The 16,596-nt window shown below is 74.1% G+C and carries 8 protein-coding genes; 6 read left to right on the top strand and 2 right to left on the bottom strand.

Features of this window, described 5'->3' with window-relative positions; translation table 11 throughout:
* Nucleotides 1-13 precede the first annotated feature (13 nt).
* Nucleotides 14-2,719 (bottom strand): lysylphosphatidylglycerol synthase transmembrane domain-containing protein, encoded by a 2,706-nt coding sequence (locus F603_RS0106235; RefSeq protein WP_019545150.1) that lies wholly within the window; start codon nucleotides 2,717-2,719, stop codon nucleotides 14-16.
* A gap of 309 nt (nucleotides 2,720-3,028) precedes the next feature.
* Between F603_RS0106235 and F603_RS0106225 the strand changes: the two genes are divergently transcribed.
* From F603_RS0106225 to nudC, 5 genes are all read left to right on the top strand, one after another.
* Nucleotides 3,029-3,397 carry an MGMT family protein gene (locus tag F603_RS0106225; protein WP_019545148.1) on the top strand — a complete coding sequence of 123 codons (369 nt, stop codon included), beginning with the start codon at nucleotides 3,029-3,031 and terminating at the stop codon, nucleotides 3,395-3,397.
* Nucleotides 3,398-3,529: 132 nt separating this feature from the next.
* Nucleotides 3,530-6,892, top strand: coding sequence for an ATP-dependent helicase (locus F603_RS0106220; protein ID WP_425426950.1), 3,363 nt, complete (start codon nucleotides 3,530-3,532; stop codon nucleotides 6,890-6,892).
* A 40-nt stretch (nucleotides 6,893-6,932) separates the two neighbouring features.
* Nucleotides 6,933-11,090 carry a UvrD-helicase domain-containing protein gene (locus tag F603_RS35515; protein ID WP_051096138.1) on the top strand — a complete coding sequence of 1,386 codons (4,158 nt, stop codon included), beginning with the start codon at nucleotides 6,933-6,935 and terminating at the stop codon, nucleotides 11,088-11,090.
* 10 nt (nucleotides 11,091-11,100) lie between these two features.
* Nucleotides 11,101-12,531, top strand: a complete 1,431-nt coding sequence (locus tag F603_RS0106210) for a M20/M25/M40 family metallo-hydrolase (RefSeq protein ID WP_037955462.1) — start codon at nucleotides 11,101-11,103, stop codon at nucleotides 12,529-12,531.
* Nucleotides 12,532-12,616: 85 nt separating this feature from the next.
* Nucleotides 12,617-13,594: an NAD(+) diphosphatase gene (gene nudC, locus F603_RS0106205; protein ID WP_019545144.1), complete on the top strand. Its 978-nt coding sequence runs from the start codon at nucleotides 12,617-12,619 to the stop codon at nucleotides 13,592-13,594.
* A gap of 80 nt (nucleotides 13,595-13,674) precedes the next feature.
* Here the strand turns inward: nudC and F603_RS0106200 are convergent, their stop codons facing one another.
* On the bottom strand, nucleotides 13,675-13,932 hold the full coding sequence (locus tag F603_RS0106200; protein ID WP_019545143.1) for a glutaredoxin domain-containing protein: 258 nt from the start codon (nucleotides 13,930-13,932) through the stop codon (nucleotides 13,675-13,677).
* A 215-nt stretch (nucleotides 13,933-14,147) separates the two neighbouring features.
* Between F603_RS0106200 and F603_RS0106195 the strand changes: the two genes are divergently transcribed.
* A complete protein-coding gene (locus F603_RS0106195) occupies nucleotides 14,148-16,445 on the top strand; it encodes an ATP-dependent DNA helicase UvrD2 (RefSeq protein WP_019545142.1) in 2,298 nt (765 codons plus the stop codon).
* Nucleotides 16,446-16,596 lie beyond the last annotated feature (151 nt).

Genomic DNA, 16,596 nt, shown 5'->3' with positions numbered 1-16,596 from the left:
GGCGGCGGGAGGTCTAGAGTGCACCCTTCCGTGTGAGCTGAGTGAAGCTCAGCCACCCGGGGAGGACCGGCAGCCACAGCGTCATCAGCCGGAAGAGCAGCACCGCGGGCGTCGCCACCTCCTTCGGTACGCCGAAGGCGATCAGCGCCGCGATGAGCGCGGCCTCGACGGCGCCGAGTCCGCCCGGTGTCGGCGCCGCGGAGCCGAGCGCGTTGGCCGTGAGGAAGACGACGGCGAGGTTGGCGTAGCTCGTCTCGTGGCCGAAGGCGCGGATGCAGGCGTCGAGGCACATCACGAAGGCGAGGGTGAGCAGCAGCATCCCGAGCACACCGGAGAGGAGTTTCTGCGGACGCTGCACCACGTCGAGCATGCGCGGAACGACGCCGGCGAAGAGCGAGCGCACCCGCCCCGCGACGAATCTGCGGAGCGCCGGCACCGCCGCCACGACGAGCGCCAGCACCGAGGCGGTGAGCAGCCCGCCGATCACGGTGCGGGACGGGGAGAGCGTCGGGGTGTGCTCGGTGCCCGTGAGGTAGCCGAAGACGAGCAGCAGCGTGATGTGGCTGCCTAGCCCGAAGAGTTGGGACGCGCCGACGCTCGCCACCGCGTGCCCCGGGCGCACGCCCTGGCGCTGGAGGAACCGCGCGTTGAGCGCGACGCCGCCGACCGCGGCGGGCGCCACGAGTTTCACAAACGACCCCGCGACCTGGGCCGAGACGGTCCTGAGGAACGGCACCTTCTCCGGTACGAAGCCGAGCAGGGACATGGCCGCGAAGAGGTACGTCACCGAGGAGAAGGCGACCGCGCCGCCGACCCACGCCCAGTTCGCCTCCGTCACGACGGCGATCGGTACCTGGGAGAGCTGGGTGAGGAGGAAGTACGCGGCGAGGGCGCCGGCGATGAAGGTGACCAGCGTGCGCGGGCGCACGCGCTCCAGGCGTGCGGGCTCTATTGGCGCCTGCGGGCGGATCAGCAGCACCTGCTGACGGATCTGCGCCAGCAGGTCCTCCTCGCGCGCCTCCTCCAGCGCCTCGTCGAGCGCCTTCTTCTCGGCGTGCTTCTCCGCGCGCACCGAGCGCCGGTCGCCGTCCCGCTCCTTGCTGGCCCGGTTGGAGCGGGAAGCCTCGATCACCGCCTCCCGTTCGCGCTGCGCCCGCTCCTTGCCGAGACGGCGGAGCGTGTGCCTGGTGCTGCGGCTGAGCGCGATCGGCTGGAGGAGCGGGAGGCTGTCGGCGACCGCGTCGGGTCCGAGGACCTCGACCGCCGCCGCGACCGACCGTTCGGCGCCGACGCGGAAACCGAAGCTGGTGAGGAGCTGTGCCACGTCCATCCGCAGCACCAGGTCGCCCGCCGCGATCTCGCCGCCGCGCAGGTCGGTGAGGTGGACGGCGCCCGAGGTGTCGACGAGGAGCGCGTCCCCCACGAGGCGCCGGTGCGCGATCCGGCGCGACTGGAGCGCCTTCACCTGCCGCCATGCGGTGCGCATGAGTCCGTCGGAGATCTCGTCGTCGCCGAGCCGCTCCAGGGTGCGGCCCTCGATGTGCTCGTAGACGAGCATCACCGCGTCGGGCCCCAGCTCCGAAGTGGCGATGAGCCGCGGTGCGTTGGCGCCGGCCGCCGTGGCGGCGTACGCGAGGAGCGCTTCCTGCTCGAGTGCCTGGCGCAGCGACTGGAGGCTGCGGTTCTGGGTGATGCCGCGGAGCGCCAGCCGGCGCCAGACGCGGTAGAAGAAGCCGTGTGCCTGTTGCTCCCTGTCGACCACCGTGACGTCGAGTGGAGGGCCGTCCTCCAGCGTCACCCGGTAGCGCCGGCCGCGGTCGCTCGCGTCCGGGTTCTCGGCCTCGCCGGGCTCCTCCACGCGCAGGGCGCTCACCGGGTTGAAGCCGACCCGGCGCAGCCCGGCGAGGAGCGTCTGCCCCGTGGGCCGCACGTTGGGCGTTCCGACGGCGTAGAGCGTGCCGTATGCGACGGACCAGCCGATGAGGACCGTGATGACGATCGAGAAGGCGGTGGTGTACCCGGGGATGAGCACGGCCGCCGCGTTGAGCAGGAGCACCGCCCAGAGCAGCACCCGCCACCGTGGCCTGCGCGCCATGCCGACCGCGGTCATGTACGCGATCACCGGTGCGAGGTAGCTGTGCACGGGCGTGGTCGCGTCGCCGCTGGTGATCGGCTTGGTGAGCGCCTCCTGGATGGAGTCGGGCGCCGCCTGCGTCACCCACAGGTCGACGGCGAGCGAAGCGCCGTGCGCGAGAACGGCGGCGAGGACGCCGTCCGCGATCCGCAGCCCGTCGCGCTTGATGAGGCGCTCGACGGCGAAGACCACGGGGACGAGCAGCACCGCGATGCTGGACGTCAGCCCGATCAGCCGGATGAGGAGGTCGGGCGCCTCGCGGGTGCCCTTGTCGATGTCCTGCTCGAGCCCGGCCGTCGTACCGTGCGCGAAGTTCGCGATCGTGAGGACGACCGCTATGCCGAGCACGCCGAGGACGAGCCGGAGCAGGTCGGACGGGCGGTGGACGCGGGCGGAGAGGAGCGGCTCGTCGCTCTCCACGCGGTCGGCCACCGCCTCCAGCGTCTCCTTGACGGGACCCTTGCGCGGTCCGTGCGCCCCGGTGCCCGGTCGGGGACCGCGCGGTTCCGCACGGCCCTGCGCGCCCGTCGAAGCAGGGGTCGGCGGCTTCCCCGCGGCGCCCTGCTCCCCCGAACCGTGCTTCACCGAACCTCCGTGTGCCGGACCGCCGTCCTCCTGCGGCGGTCCGCCGGGGGACGCCCCCGTTCCCTGTGCCTCTCGATCGCGGGCAGCGCGGTGGGCGGCGGGGCTCTCCTCCTCAGGCGGCCCCTGCCGCTGCCCTGATCCCGTCCCGTCGTGGTCGCTTCTCACTCGTCACCGCCCGGAAGATGGTGGCACGGGTGGGCGAGCGAAGGGGGCAGGAGGGGGTATTCGGAGGAATGCCGCCCCTGTGCCGCCGGCTTCGCGCGGAGCCGGACCGCGGTCCGCGCACGGTTGTCGGTGGCGTGCGGCAGCATGGCCTCCATGCACGGAAGTGAGGGGCGGGGCAGCGCGGGCGAACTGCCCGCGTACGCGGAGCAGGTCCTTGAGGTCGCGGAGGCGATCCCGGCCGGACGGGTTCTCACCTACGGGGACATCGCCGAGTGGCTCGGCGAGGGCGGACCGCGTCAGGTGGGACGGGTGATGGCGCTCTACGGCGGCGCCGTCGCCTGGTGGCGCGTCGTGCGCGCGGACGGCGTCCTGCTCGCCGGAAGCGAACGCGAGGCGCTCGCCGCCTACCGCGCCGAGGGCACACCCCTGCGGCTGCGCACCGGCGCGGCCGAGGAGCACACACCCCGGATCGACATGCGCAGCGCGCGCTGGGAGGGCGACGTGCAGAGCTGAGGCGGAGCCCACCGGCGCCCGCCCCCGGGTGCCCGCGCCCCCGCGCGGACCCGCAGGCGCACCGGAGTGCGCCACGAGTGCCGAGCGGCGTAGCGTCTGCACCGTCCGGCACAGCACCCCTAGGCGATCCATGTGAGCCCCTCCACTCCGGCCGATCCGGCCTCCGCGCCTCGCCCCGGCTCCGCGCCGGGCGCATACCGGCTGGTGCGCACCGTCGCTGAGCCGGCGCGCGCTCCTGCCTTGGACGCACAGCAGCGGGCGGTGGTTGACCACCGCGAGGGCCCGCGTCTCGTCCTCGCCGGACCGGGGACGGGCAAGACGACCACGCTCGTGGAGTCGGTCGTCGAGCGGATACGGGCGGGTGCCGACCCGGAGCGCCTGCTGGTGCTCACCTTCAGCCGCCGTGCGGCCGCCGAGCTGAGGGACGCGACGGCCGCGCGGCTCGCCGCCGAGCAGCAGCCGGGCCCCGCCCTCCGCCCTCCGCTCACCACCACCTTCCACTCGTACTGCTACGCGCTGGTCAGGGCGCACCAGGACGCCGCGCTCTTCGCCGAGCCGCTGCGGCTGCTCTCAGGACCCGAGCAGGACCTCCACATTCGCGAACTCCTCGCGGGCCAGCAGGAGCTCGGCGCCATCCGCTGGCCCGACGAGCTGCGCGCCTGCCTGACGACCCGCGGCTTCGCGGACGAGGTGCGCGCCGTCCTCGCCCGCAGCCGCGAGCTCGGCCTGGGCCCGCGGGAGCTGGCCGCCTTCGCTAAGCGCGCCGGCCGCCCCGACTGGCAGGCGGCCGCCGCCTTCCTCGCCGAGTACCTCGACGTCCTCGACGCGCAGGGCGTCCTCGACTACGCCGAGCTCGTCCACCGCGCCGTCCTGCTCTCCGAGCGTCCCGAGGTCGCCGCGGAACTGCGCGGTGCGTACGACGCCGTCTTCGTCGACGAGTACCAGGACACCGACCCGTCACAGGTGCGGCTGCTGCGCGCGCTCACCTGTACGGGGTCGGGACGTGCTGCGCCGGGGTCCTCGCTCGTCGCCTTCGGCGACCCGGACCAGTCGATCTACGCGTTCCGCGGTGCCGACGTCAACGGCATCCTCGACTTCCCCTCGGCGTTCCTGCGGACCGACGGGCGGCCCGCGCCCGTCTCCGTGCTGCGTACGGGCCGCCGCTTCGGGCCGCGGCTGCTGGCGGCGACCCGCGAGGTCGCCCGCCGCATGCCGCTGGGACGGCTGCCCGCCGAATCCGTACGGGCGCACCGCGCGCTCACGGCCGAGGAGCGCCAGGAGAAGGGCGACCACCTCCGCGTCCTCACCTTTCCCACGCCGGGAGCCGAACTCGACAACATCGCCGACCTGTTGCGCCGCGCGCACCTCGAAGACGGCATCCCCTGGCGGGAGATGGCGGTCCTCGTCCGCGCGGGCGGCCGCTCCCTGCCGTCGATGCGGCGCGCGCTCGTCTCGGCCGGCGTTCCCGTCGACGTCGAGGGGGACGACGTGCCGCTGCGCCACGAGCCCGCCGTGGCACCGCTGTTGGCGGCGCTGCGCTGGGCAGCGGAGGGGACGTCCGCAGGCGCGGGGACCGAGCCCGCGCTCTCTTTGCTCTCCTCCCCGCTCGGCGGCCTCGACGCCTCGGACCTGCGCCGGCTCGGGCGCGCGCTGCGTGAGGAAGAGCGCGCGGCGGGCGCGCGCGTACCCCGTCCGTCGGACGTGCTCCTCGCGGAGGCGCTCGCGGAACCGGAGCGCCTCGGCGCGCACGGTGCGCACGAGCGCCAGGGAAAAGCGAGCGCGCCGGCGCGAGCGGCGTACCGGCTCGGCACGCTCCTCGCGCGTGCGAGTGGCCAACTCGCCGCGGGCGCAGGCCCGCAGGAGGCGCTGTGGACGCTGTGGGACGGCACGGGCTGGCCGCAACGTCTGGAGCGCACGGCCCGCCGCGGCGGGCCGGCGGGACGCAACGCCGACCGTGACCTCGACGCCGTCTGCACCCTCTTCGAAGTGGCCGCGAGGGCCGAGGAGCGCACCGGCGGCCGGGGCGCGCGCAACTTCCTCGAAGAGCTGGAGGCGCAGGACATAGCGGCGGACACGCTCGCCGAACGCGCCCTGCGCCCCGAGTCGGTGCGCCTGCTCACCGCGCACCGGGCCAAAGGGCTCGAGTGGCGCCTCGTCGTCGTCGCAGGGCTGCAGGAGGGACTCTGGCCCGACCTGCGCAGGCGCGGCTCGCTGTTGGAGGCCGACCGGATAGGCCGCGACGGGATCGCCGAACCGCTCCCGCCGGGCGCCCTCCTCGCCGAGGAGCGACGCCTCTTCTACACCGCCGTGACGCGCGCACGCGAGCGGCTCGTCGTCACTGCGGTGCGCTCCGCGGCGGACGACGGGGACCAGCCCTCGCGGTTCCTCGCCGAACTCGGCGAGGAACCCGCCGCCGTGCACGGCAGGCCGCGCCGCCCGCTCTCGGTCGCCGGGCTCGTCGCCGAACTCCGGGCCACCACGGTCGATCCCGCGGCCTCCTCGGCGCTCCGCGAGGCGGCGGCCGCACGCCTCGCCCGGCTCGCGGCCCTCCGCGACGACGACGGCAACGCACTCGTCCCCCAGGCGCACCCGACGCGCTGGTGGGGGCTGTACGAACCGACCCGCTCCGAGGCGCCGGTCCGCGACCCCGAGCGCCCCGTCGCGCTCTCGGGCAGCGCCCTCGACCAACTCGCCAACGTCTGCTCCCTCCAGTGGTTCCTCGGCCGCGAGGTGAAGGCCGACACCCCGTCCACCGCGGCACAGGGCTTCGGCAACGTCGTCCACGTGCTCGCCGACGAGGTCGCCTCCGGCAGCACCCCGGCCGACCTCGACGTCCTCCTGGAGCGGCTCGACTCGGTATGGGAGGGGCTCAGCTTCGAGGCGCCGTTCCGGTCGGTGCAGGAGCGCGAGAACGCGCGCGCCGCGCTGGAGCGGTTCCTGCGCTGGCACGTCGCCGAGCGCGCCGCCGGTCGCGAAACTGCGGGCAGCGAGCACGGGTTCGACGTCACGCTCAAGGCGGGCGAGTACGAGGTGCGCATCCGCGGCACGATGGACCGGGTCGAGCGCGACGCCTCGGGCCGCGCCTACGTCGTCGACTTCAAGACCGGCCGCGCCAAGCCCACCTCCGCCGAGGTCGCCTCCCATCCGCAGCTCGCCGTCTACCAGTTGGCGGTGCGCGAGGGCGCCGCCGACGGCCTCCTCGACACCGCGTCACCGGAGCAGCCGCGCCCCGGAGGCGCCTCGCTCGTGCACCTCCGCCTCGGCGCCCCTGCCAAGGAGGGCGGCGACGCGCTCCCCGCCGTACAGCACCAACCTCCGCTCGGCGAGGGGACGGAGGGCGAGGGCACCGATGCCTGGGTCGGCGACCTCCTCGCCGAGGCCGCGGGCCGCGTGCTCGACGAGCGGTTCACGCCGAGCCCCGGACGCCACTGCGAGCACTGCGCCTTCCGCCGCGCGTGCTCGGCACGGCCCGAGGGGCGGCAGGTGGTGGAGTAGCCGACGCCGGCTGTCGGTGGTGCGTACTACCGTCGTGGACGTGCCCGTTCACCTCAGCGATCCCGAGCAGCTCAAGGAGCTCCTCGGCATCCCCTTCACCACGGAGCAGTTGGCGTGCGTCGTCGCGCCGCCGGCCCCGCAGGTGATCGTCGCGGGTGCGGGCTCGGGGAAGACGACGGTGATGGCGGCCCGCGTCGTCTGGCTCGTCGGCTCCGGGCAGGTCGCCCCCGAGCAGGTGCTCGGCCTCACCTTCACCAACAAGGCGGCCGGCGAACTCTCCGAACGCGTACGCAAGGCGTTGCTCCGCGCCGGCATCGCCGAGACCGACCCGGCAGACCCGGAGGCCGCCCCCGGCGAGCCGCGGATCTCCACCTATCACGCCTTCGCCGGCCGGCTCCTCACCGACCACGGCCTGCGCCTCGGCATCGAGCCCGACGTCCGCCTCCTCGCCGACGCCACCCGCTTCCAGCTCGCCGCCTCAGTCGTACGCGAGGCGCACGGCCCCTTCGAGGAGCTCACCGCCTCCGTCCCCACCCTCGTCGAGCAGCTCCTCGCGCTCGACTCCGAGCTCGCCGAGCACCTCGTGGCCCCGGAGGAGCTGCGTGCCTTCGACGCCGGGCTCCTCGCCGAGTTGGAGGGCGTGCGCCTTGGCAACGAGCAGCTCCGCAAGGTTCCGCGGGCGGCCCGGGGCAGGCGGGAGCTGCTCGGACTCGTCACGGAGTACCGCGCGCGCAAGGAGCGCCACAACCGGCTCGACTTCGGCGACCAGGTCGCCCTCGCCGCCCGCCTCGCGAGGGACGTTCCGGAGGTCGGCCGGGCGCTGCGCGAGGAGTTCCCCGCCGTCCTCCTCGACGAGTACCAGGACACCTCCGTCGCCCAACGCGTCCTCCTCTCCGGCCTCTTCGGCGGCCCCACAGGGCACGCCGTCACCGCCGTGGGCGACCCCTGCCAGGCGATCTACGGCTGGCGCGGCGCCTCCGTCGCCAACCTCGACGACTTCCCGCAGCACTTCACCGCGGTCGACGGCGCCCCCGCGGCCCGCCTCGCGCTCAGCGAGAACCGCCGCAGCGGCGGCCGGCTCCTCACCCTCGCCAACGGCCTCGCCTCCCCGCTCCGCGAGCGCCACCGCGGCGTCGAGGCGCTCCGCCCGGCCGAGGGCGCGGAGCAGCACGGCCGCGTGCGGTGCGCGCTGCTGGAGACACACGGTGAAGAGCTGGAGTGGCTCGCCGACTCGCTCGCGCACCTCGTACGCACCGGCACGCCGCCCGGTGAGATAGCCGTGCTCTGCCGCGGCGCCGGCGACTTCGCGCAGCTCCAGCGGGTGCTCGTGGAGCGGGAGTTGCCCGTCGAAGTGGTCGGGCTCTCCGGGCTGCTGCACCTCCCCGAGGTCGCCGACCTCGTCGCCGTCTGCGAGGTCCTCCAGGACCCGACGGCCAACGCTGCCCTCGTCCGCATCCTCACGGGCCCGCGCTGGCGCATCGGCCCGCGCGACCTGGCGCTCCTCGGCCGCCGCGCGCGGCTCCTCGTCGGAGGCGCCCCCGCCCGGCCCGAGGACACCGACGCCCGCCTCGCCGCCGCGGTCGAGGGCACCGACCCGGCCGAGCTCAGCTCTCTCGCCGACGCCCTGGAGACCTTCCTCGACCCGGAGTTCGACGACGACGGCCTCCCGTTCTCCCCCGCGGCCCGCGTCCGCTTCGCCCGGCTCGCCGCCGAACTGCGGGAACTGCGCCGCTCGCTCGGCGACCCGCTCATGGACGTCCTCCATCGGGTCCTCTCGCAGACGGGCCTCGAGGTGGAGCTCGCCGCCTCCCCGCAGGCGCTCGCCGCCCGCCGCCGGGAGACCCTCGCACAGTTCCTCGACGTGGCGGCCGGCTTCGCCTCGCTCGACGGCGAGGCGACCCTCCTCGCCTTCCTCGGCTTCCTCCGCGCCGCCGAGCAGTACGAGAAGGGCCTCGACAGCTCGCTCCCCGGCGGCGAGGACACCGTCAAGGTGCTCACCGCGCACAAGGCGAAGGGCCTGGAGTGGGACGTCGTCGCCGTACCGGGCCTCGTCGCCAAGCGCTTCCCGACTGAGCAGCCACGCGAGTCCTGGCTCGCCAGGGCCCACGTCCTCCCGCATCCGCTGCGCGGTGACGCCGCGACTCTGCCCGCCGTCGAGGAGTGGACCTCACAGTCCCTGCGCACGTACGACGCCGACCTCCGCGCACACCAGGCCACCGAGGAACTCCGCCTCGGCTACGTCACCTTCACCCGCCCCCGCTCGCTCCTGCTCGGGTCGGGACACTGGTGGGGCCCGGAGCAGAAGCGGCGCCGCGGCCCCTCCGCGTTCCTCCAGGCACTCCGAACGCACTGCGAGTCCGGTCCGGCGGCCGGCGAGGTGGACCACTGGGCGGAGCCTCCCCCCGACACCGCGCAGAACCCGGCTCTCGAGGAGCCCGAGGAGGACCCCGTCTGGCCCCTCCCGCTCGACGCCGATGCGCTCCGCTTGCGCCGACAGGCGGCACGCTCCGTCCTCGACCGGCTGGAGCGGGGTGACCCGTCCGATGCCCCCGGGCAGCGGCCGTCACCCGGGGCGGGCGAGGCGCCCGGTCCCGAAGAGGTGGGCCTGTGGGCGCCTGATCGCACCGCAGCCGAGGGGGAGTTCGCGCTGGAGGAGGCGGCTGCCCCGGAGCTTGCGCCGGATTCGGACCACCGATCGGCCTCCTCGCCCGGAGATCCCTCCCTAGCGGACTCACGAGGACTGGTGCCGGAGCGCGGCTCCGATCCGGTTTCCGGGGCCGTCCCCCAGCGCGGTTGCGGAGACGTCCACGGGCCGGCTCCGGGCTCCGCACCGCGAACCGAGGACGGCCGTGCACCGGCGTCGCGCGTCGGGCGGCCGGGCCCGACTGGGCGGTCGGATCGGCCTGATGAACGGCATCCGTCGTCGCACACCTGGGACGGACGGCCCGACTCGGGATCGCAGTCGCGCGTCGGGCGGCCGGACGGGAGTGGGCGGTCGGGCCGGTCCGGCGAGGGTCGTCCGGTGTCCTCCGCCCGGGATAGGAAGTCCGGCCCGGGGCCGGAGCCGGGCGTCGGGCAACCGGACCCGTCCGGGCAGTCGACCCCGTCAGGTTCACGGCATCCGGCGTCGCACGCCTACGAGCGACAGCCCGACCCGGAACCGGAGCTGAACGTTCAGCAGCCGGACCCGACTGGGCAGCCGGCCCAGCCCGACGAGCGGCACCCGGCGTCGCACGCCTGGGACGGACGGTCCGGCCCGGGACCGGAGCTGAGCGTTCCGCAGCCGGGTCCGACCGCGCACCCGATACCGCACGCCTCGGACCGGCACTCCGCACCGGAACCGGAGCCGTACGAGCAGGGGCCGCCCCACGTCCCGGAAGCCCGGCCCCGGCAGCACGAACACGGCCAGGCAGAACCGCCCGAGCCGGTACCGCCGGACGACGGCGCGGAGGAGACCGCCCTCCTCAGCCCCGAGGAGGCGAAACTCGTCGGCTCCTGGGACGGCGATCTCGACGCGCTCGCGCGGGAGTTGCAACGCTCGCGCGCAGCCGTCCGCGACGTCCCCCTCCCCGCCACCCTCACCGCTTCCCAGTTCCTCCGCCTCGCCGCGGACGAGGAGCGTTTCGCCCGCGAGCTCGCCCGCCCGATGCCCCGGCCTCCCCAGCCGGCCGCTGCGCGCCGGGGTACGCGCTTCCACGCCTGGGTGGAGTCGCGCTTCGAGGAATTGACGCTTCCGATGCTCGGCCCGGACGAACTCCCGGGCGCCGAGGCCGAGGAGGACCAGCCGGAGATCACCGACGAGCGCGACCTCTCCGCACTCAAGGAGGCGTTCGAGCACACCGAGTACGCCAGGCGTGCCCCGTACCGCGTCGAGGCCCCCTTCCAGCTAGTCCTCGCCGGCCGGCTCGTCCGCGGCCGGATCGACGCCGTCTACCGCACTCGGGGTCCCGAGGGGGTCCGCTGGGAGATCGTCGACTGGAAGACGGGCCGCGCCGCCGACCCGCTCCAGCTCGCCGTCTACCGCCTCGCCTGGGCCGAACAGCAGGGCGTTCCGCTCTCCGCCGTCGACGCCGTCTTCGTCCACGTCCGCAGCGGCGAGGTGGAGCGCCCCGACCGGCTGCCGGAGCGCGCGGAGCTGGAGCGCCTGCTCTCCCCGGCGACGGGCTCGGATGCCCGGGGTCGCCCGGATGCCGGATAGGGTCGGTGTCATGACCACCCTCTCCCAGGACGAGGAGAGCGCCGTCCGCGCCTTCCTCGACGAGCAGCGCAGCGGTTTCCTCACCGAACTCGGCGAGTGGCTCCGCATCGCCTCCGTCTCCGCCGAACCGGGGCGGGCGGGCGAGGTGCGGAAGAGCGCCGAGTGGCTCGCCTCCCGACTCGCCTCGATCGGCTTCCCCACCGCGGAGGTCTGGGAGACGGGCACCGCGGCGGAGCCGGGCGCTCCGGCCGTCTTCGCCGAGTGGCCGGCGTCCGATCCCGAGGCGCCGACGGTCCTCGTCTACGGCCATCACGACGTGCAGCCCGCCGCGGTCGAGGACGGCTGGCTCACCGACCCGTTCGAGCCGACGGAGCGCGAGGGCCGCCTCTACGCACGCGGCGCAGCCGACGACAAGGGCCAGGTGTTCTTCCACACACTCGGCCTCCGCGCGCACCTCGCTGCGACGGGCCGCACAGCCCCCGCCGTACACCTAAAGCTCCTCGTCGAGGGCGAGGAGGAGTCGGGGTCGCCGCACTTCGCCGACCTCCTCCGGGCCCGGGCCGCGCGCCTCGCGTGCGACGCGGTGATCGTCTCCGACACCGGGATGTGGGGCCGGGAGACGCCCACCGTCTGCACCGGCATGCGCGGACTCCTCGACCTCCAGATCGACCTGGCAGGCCCCGACCAGGACATCCACTCCGGCTCCTTCGGCGGCGCCGTCCCCAACCCGGCGACGGAGGCGGCACGGTTGGCGGCCGCACTCCACGACGACGAGCGGCGGGTCACCCTCCCCGGCTTCTACGACGGCGTCGTGGAGCTCACCGCCGAGGAGCGCCGACTCTTCGCCGAGCTGCCGTTCGACGAGGACGCCTGGCTCCGTACGGCGCACTCGCACGCGGCGCTCGGAGAGCAGGGCTACTCCACTCTGGAGCGTGTCTGGGCCCGCCCCACCGCGGAGGTGAACGGTATCGGCGGCGGCTACCAGGGCCCCGGCGGAAAGACGATCGTCCCCTCCGCTGCACAGTTGAAGCTCTCGTTCCGCCTCGTGGAGGGGCAGGACGCGGCCCGTGTCGAGGACGCCCTCCGCACCTGGGTCGCCGAGCGCCTCCCGGCTGGCATCCGCCACGAGATCACCTCCGGCGGCTCCACCCGCCCCTGCCTCACCCCGCTCGACCACCCCGCGCTGCGCTCCCTCCTCCGCGCGATGGGCCGCGCCTTCGAAACCTCCGTCGGGCTCACCAGGGAGGGCGGCTCGGGCCCGGCCGCCGACCTGCGCGACGTGCTCGGGGCGCCCGTGCTCTTCCTCGGCATCTCCGTCCCGTCCGACGGCTGGCACGCACCCAACGAGAAGGTCGAACTCGACCTCCTCCTCAAGGGCGCGGAGACGGCGGCCTACCTGTGGAGCGAGCTCGCCGAGTGGCGCCCGTCGGACGGCGTTTGACCGGACCGTACGCACTCCGTCATCCGAGGCCCGGCGGACGACCGGCCCCCGACCGACTCCGATCAAGGAGGAGTGGAAAGCAGCAGTGACCACCTCGACCGACCACACCGCAGGCGACGGCGTGGAGACCGTACCCGCCGCGGACCCGGCCGCATCGATCTGCCTGAGCAGCACCGGCGGCATCGACCGCGCCTCGCACCACAGACTCGACGAAGCCTGGCTCGCCGCGGCCTGGAGCCACCCGACGACCCGGGTCTTCGTGGTCTCGGGCGGCACGGCCCTGGTCGAGGACACCGAGGACGGCCGCACCGAACTGGTGACGACCCCGGCCTTCGAAGCGCCTTACACCGAGGCCCACCGCTACTTCCTCGGCACCGACACCGAGGGCGTCCGCTACTTCGCGATCCAGAAAGACACCCTCCCCGGCCGCTTCGACGACCTCGCGCGGCCCGCGGGGCTGCGTGAGGCCGGCGCCCTCTCGGAGCGCGACGGGGAACTCCTCGCACACGCCGTCGGCCTGGAGAACTGGCAGCGCACCCACCGCTTCTGCTCGCGCTGCGGCGAGCGCACCGTCATCGCGGCCGCGGGCCACATCCGACGCTGCACCGCCTGCGGCGCCGAGCACTATCCGCGCACAGACCCTGCCGTGATCATGCTCGTCACCGACGACCAGGACCGGGCGCTCCTCGGCCGCCAGGTCCACTGGCCCGAGGGCAGGTTCTCCACGCTCGCCGGGTTCGTCGAGCCCGGCGAGTCGATAGAGGCCGCGGTCCGGCGCGAGGTGCAGGAGGAGGCCGGGGTCGGCGTCGGCCCCGTCGAGTACGTGGGCAGCCAGCCGTGGCCGTTTCCCTCGAGCCTGATGCTCGGCTTCATGGCACGTGCGGTCTCGCCGGAGATCGAGGTCGACGGGGACGAGATCGAGGAGGCCCGCTGGTTCTCGCGGGAGGAGCTCGCCGAGTCGATCGAGCGCGGAAGGGTGCTTCCGCCGACCGGCATCTCGATTGCGTCGCGCCTCGTCGAACGCTGGTACGGCGGCCCGCTGCCCCGCACCCGGTCGAGCTAGCGCTTCGGAAGCGAACTCCCTCGTAGCTTGCGGTGATTGGAGCTCGGCCGCCCCTGCGTGAGAGGGGCGGCCGGCGGCGCTCAGCTCGCGAGGGCCTCCTTCACCTGGATGAGGCTGGGGTTGGTGAGGACGACCGGCTCACCGCCCGCCTCGGGGACGACCTGGAGCGTCGGCACCGTCTGGTTGCCGCCGTTGGCCTCTTCGACGAAGGTCGCCGAGGCCGGGTCGTTCTCGATGTTGACCTCCGAGTACGAAATGCCCTCGCGGTCCATCTGGCCCTTCAGCCTGCGGCAGTAGCCGCACCAGGTGGTGCTGTACATCGTCACGCTGCCCGACATGTGTCCTCTGCTCCTTCGTCGTCGACCGGCCCCTGCCGGCACCGGGTGCACCGAGACCTCGGACGGTGCACAAGAGGAAACGTACGGGCATCCACCGCCATTCCCCGCGCAGGGGCGTCCGAGTACCCGTGGAGCCCCGGGAGTTCGTAGTACCGCAGCAGCCCCACTGTGGACAGCCTGCCCGTCCGTCTCGCCTTACCTGGCAGCATGGCGGGGTGACAGCAGCGACGGACCCCACCCTCTTCACTCCGGCGACGGGCGGCCCCGCAGCCCCGCCCCCGCCGGACGCCGACGCTGTCCTGGAGGGCCTCGACCCGGAGCAGCGCGAGGTGGCGACTGCCCTGCGCGGCCCGGTCTGCGTCCTCGCCGGCGCCGGCACGGGCAAGACCAGAGCCCTCACCCACCGGATCGCGTACGGAGTGCGCTCCGGCGTCTTCCAGCCCGCCAGCGTCCTCGCCGTCACTTTCACCAACCGCGCAGCGGGCGAGATGCGCGGTCGGCTCCGTGCGCTGGGAGCGGCCGGGGTCCAGGCCCGCACCTTCCACTCGGCGGCGCTTCGGCAGCTCCAGTTCTTCTGGCCGCGGGCGGTCGGCGGGGAGTTGCCGCGTCTGGTCGAGCGCAAGGCGCAGCTCGTCGCCGAGGCGGCCGCGCGCCACCGCATCCGCCTCGACCGGGGCGAGCTCCGCGACGTCACAGCCGAGATCGAGTGGGCCAAGGTCACGCAGACCGTCCCCGACGACTATCCGGCCGCACTGGCCAAGTCGGGCCGAGAGGCACCCAGGGACCCGGGCGAGACCTCCGGAATCTACGCCGCCTACGAGCAGATCAAGCGCGAGCGGTCCGTCATCGACTTCGAGGACGTCCTGCTGCTCACCGTAGGCGTCCTCCAGGAGCGCCCCGACGTCGCCGACGCGGTCCGCGCCCAGTACCAGCACTTCGTCGTCGACGAGTACCAGGACGTCTCCCCCCTCCAGCAGCGGCTCCTCCAACTCTGGGTGGGCGAGCGCGAAAGCCTCTGCGTGGTCGGGGACGCCAGCCAGACCATCTACTCCTTCACCGGCGCCACCCCCGACCACCTCCTCGACTTCCGCGTCCGGCACCCGAGCGCCACCGTCGTCAAGCTCGTGCGCGACTACCGCTCGACCCCGCAGGTCGTCCACCTCGCCAACGGCCTGCTCTCCCAGGCGCACGGGCGCGCCGCCGATCACCGCCTCGAACTCGTCGCCCAGCGCGACCCGGGCCCGGACCCGACCTTCACCGAGTACGGCGACGAGCCCGGCGAGGCCGAGGGCACCGCACAACGCATCCGCGAGCTCCTCGCCTCGGGCGTACCGGCGAGCGAGGTCGCCGTCCTCTTCCGGATCAACGCCCAGTCCGAGATCTACGAGCAGGCGCTCGCCGACGCCGGCGTCCCCTACCAACTCCGGGGTGCCGAGCGCTTCTTCGAGCGCCCCGAGGTGCGCGAGGCCGGCGTCGCCCTCCGCGGCGCCGCCCGCGCCGGGGGAAGGGACCCGCTCGTGGAGACGGCCGTCGACCTCCCCTCGCAGGTCCGCGCCGTCCTCGGCACCAAGGGCTGGAGCTCCGAGCCGCCCGCCGGGTCCGGCGCGGTGAGGGACCGCTGGGAGTCGCTCTCCGCGCTCGTGCGTCTCGCCGAGGAGTTCGCGTCCGCCCGCCCGAACGCCACCCTCGGGGACCTCGTCGGCGAACTCGACGCCAGGGCCAACGCCCAGCACGCACCGACCGTGGAAGGGGTCACCCTCGCCTCGCTCCACTCGGCGAAGGGACTCGAGTGGGACGCCGTCTTCCTCGTCGGCCTGACCGACGGCATGCTCCCCCTCACACACGCCAAGACGGAGGCGCAGGTGGAGGAGGAGCGCCGCCTTCTCTACGTCGGCGTAACCCGCGCGCGCAGAACCCTTGCGCTCTCCTGGGCGCTCGCGCGCACCCCCGGTGGGCGCCCGGGCCGCCGCCCCTCGCGCTTCCTCGAAGGGCTGCGCCCGGGGACTGCCTCGCGCGGCGCCCACCGCACATCCGGCGGCGCCGGCGGCATCGAGCGCGGGACGGCCCCGGTGCCGCGAGCGCGCAGGCAGCGGGCGCCCGCCGTCTGCCGGGTGTGCGGACGGACCCTCACCCACCCCGGCGAGATGAAGCTGATGCGGTGCGAGGACTGCCCCTCGGAGCTCGACGAGCGCCTCTACGAGCGCCTGCGCGACTGGCGTTCCGAGCAGGCCGAGGCCCTCCGCCAGCCCGCGTACTGCATCTTCACCGACCGAACCCTGCTCGCCATCGCCGAGAACGTCCCCGAGGACGCCGCTTCCTTGAGCCGCATCCCGGGCGTCGGAGCACGCAAGCTCAACCGCTACGGAAGCGATGTCCTCGCCCTCTGCTCCGGCGAGGAGCTCCTCGCCACCGGAGGGACGGCAGGCGCGGAGGAGACGGCCTCCGAAACAGCACCCGCTGAGAAGGCGCCCGACGAAGACGCAGCCGCCGACGGAGGCACCGAGCGGAACTGACGAGATCCGAGCGTCCGTGCACCCAACGAGCCGTGTACGTAGCAATGTTCGTTCGCTACATGACGGGGCGACGCCCCCTGGAGCGGTCTCGAGTGCGGAGGAGACGCGTCCGGTTGATGTCACGGAAGATGTTACGGAGACCGGCGGAAAA

This window comes from Streptomyces sulphureus DSM 40104, assembly GCF_000381025.1.
In the GTDB taxonomy this organism is placed as follows: domain Bacteria; phylum Actinomycetota; class Actinomycetes; order Streptomycetales; family Streptomycetaceae; genus Streptomyces; species Streptomyces sulphureus.
The sequence above is the reverse complement of the archived record's forward strand: the minus strand, read 5'-3'. Positions and strand labels throughout refer to the sequence as shown.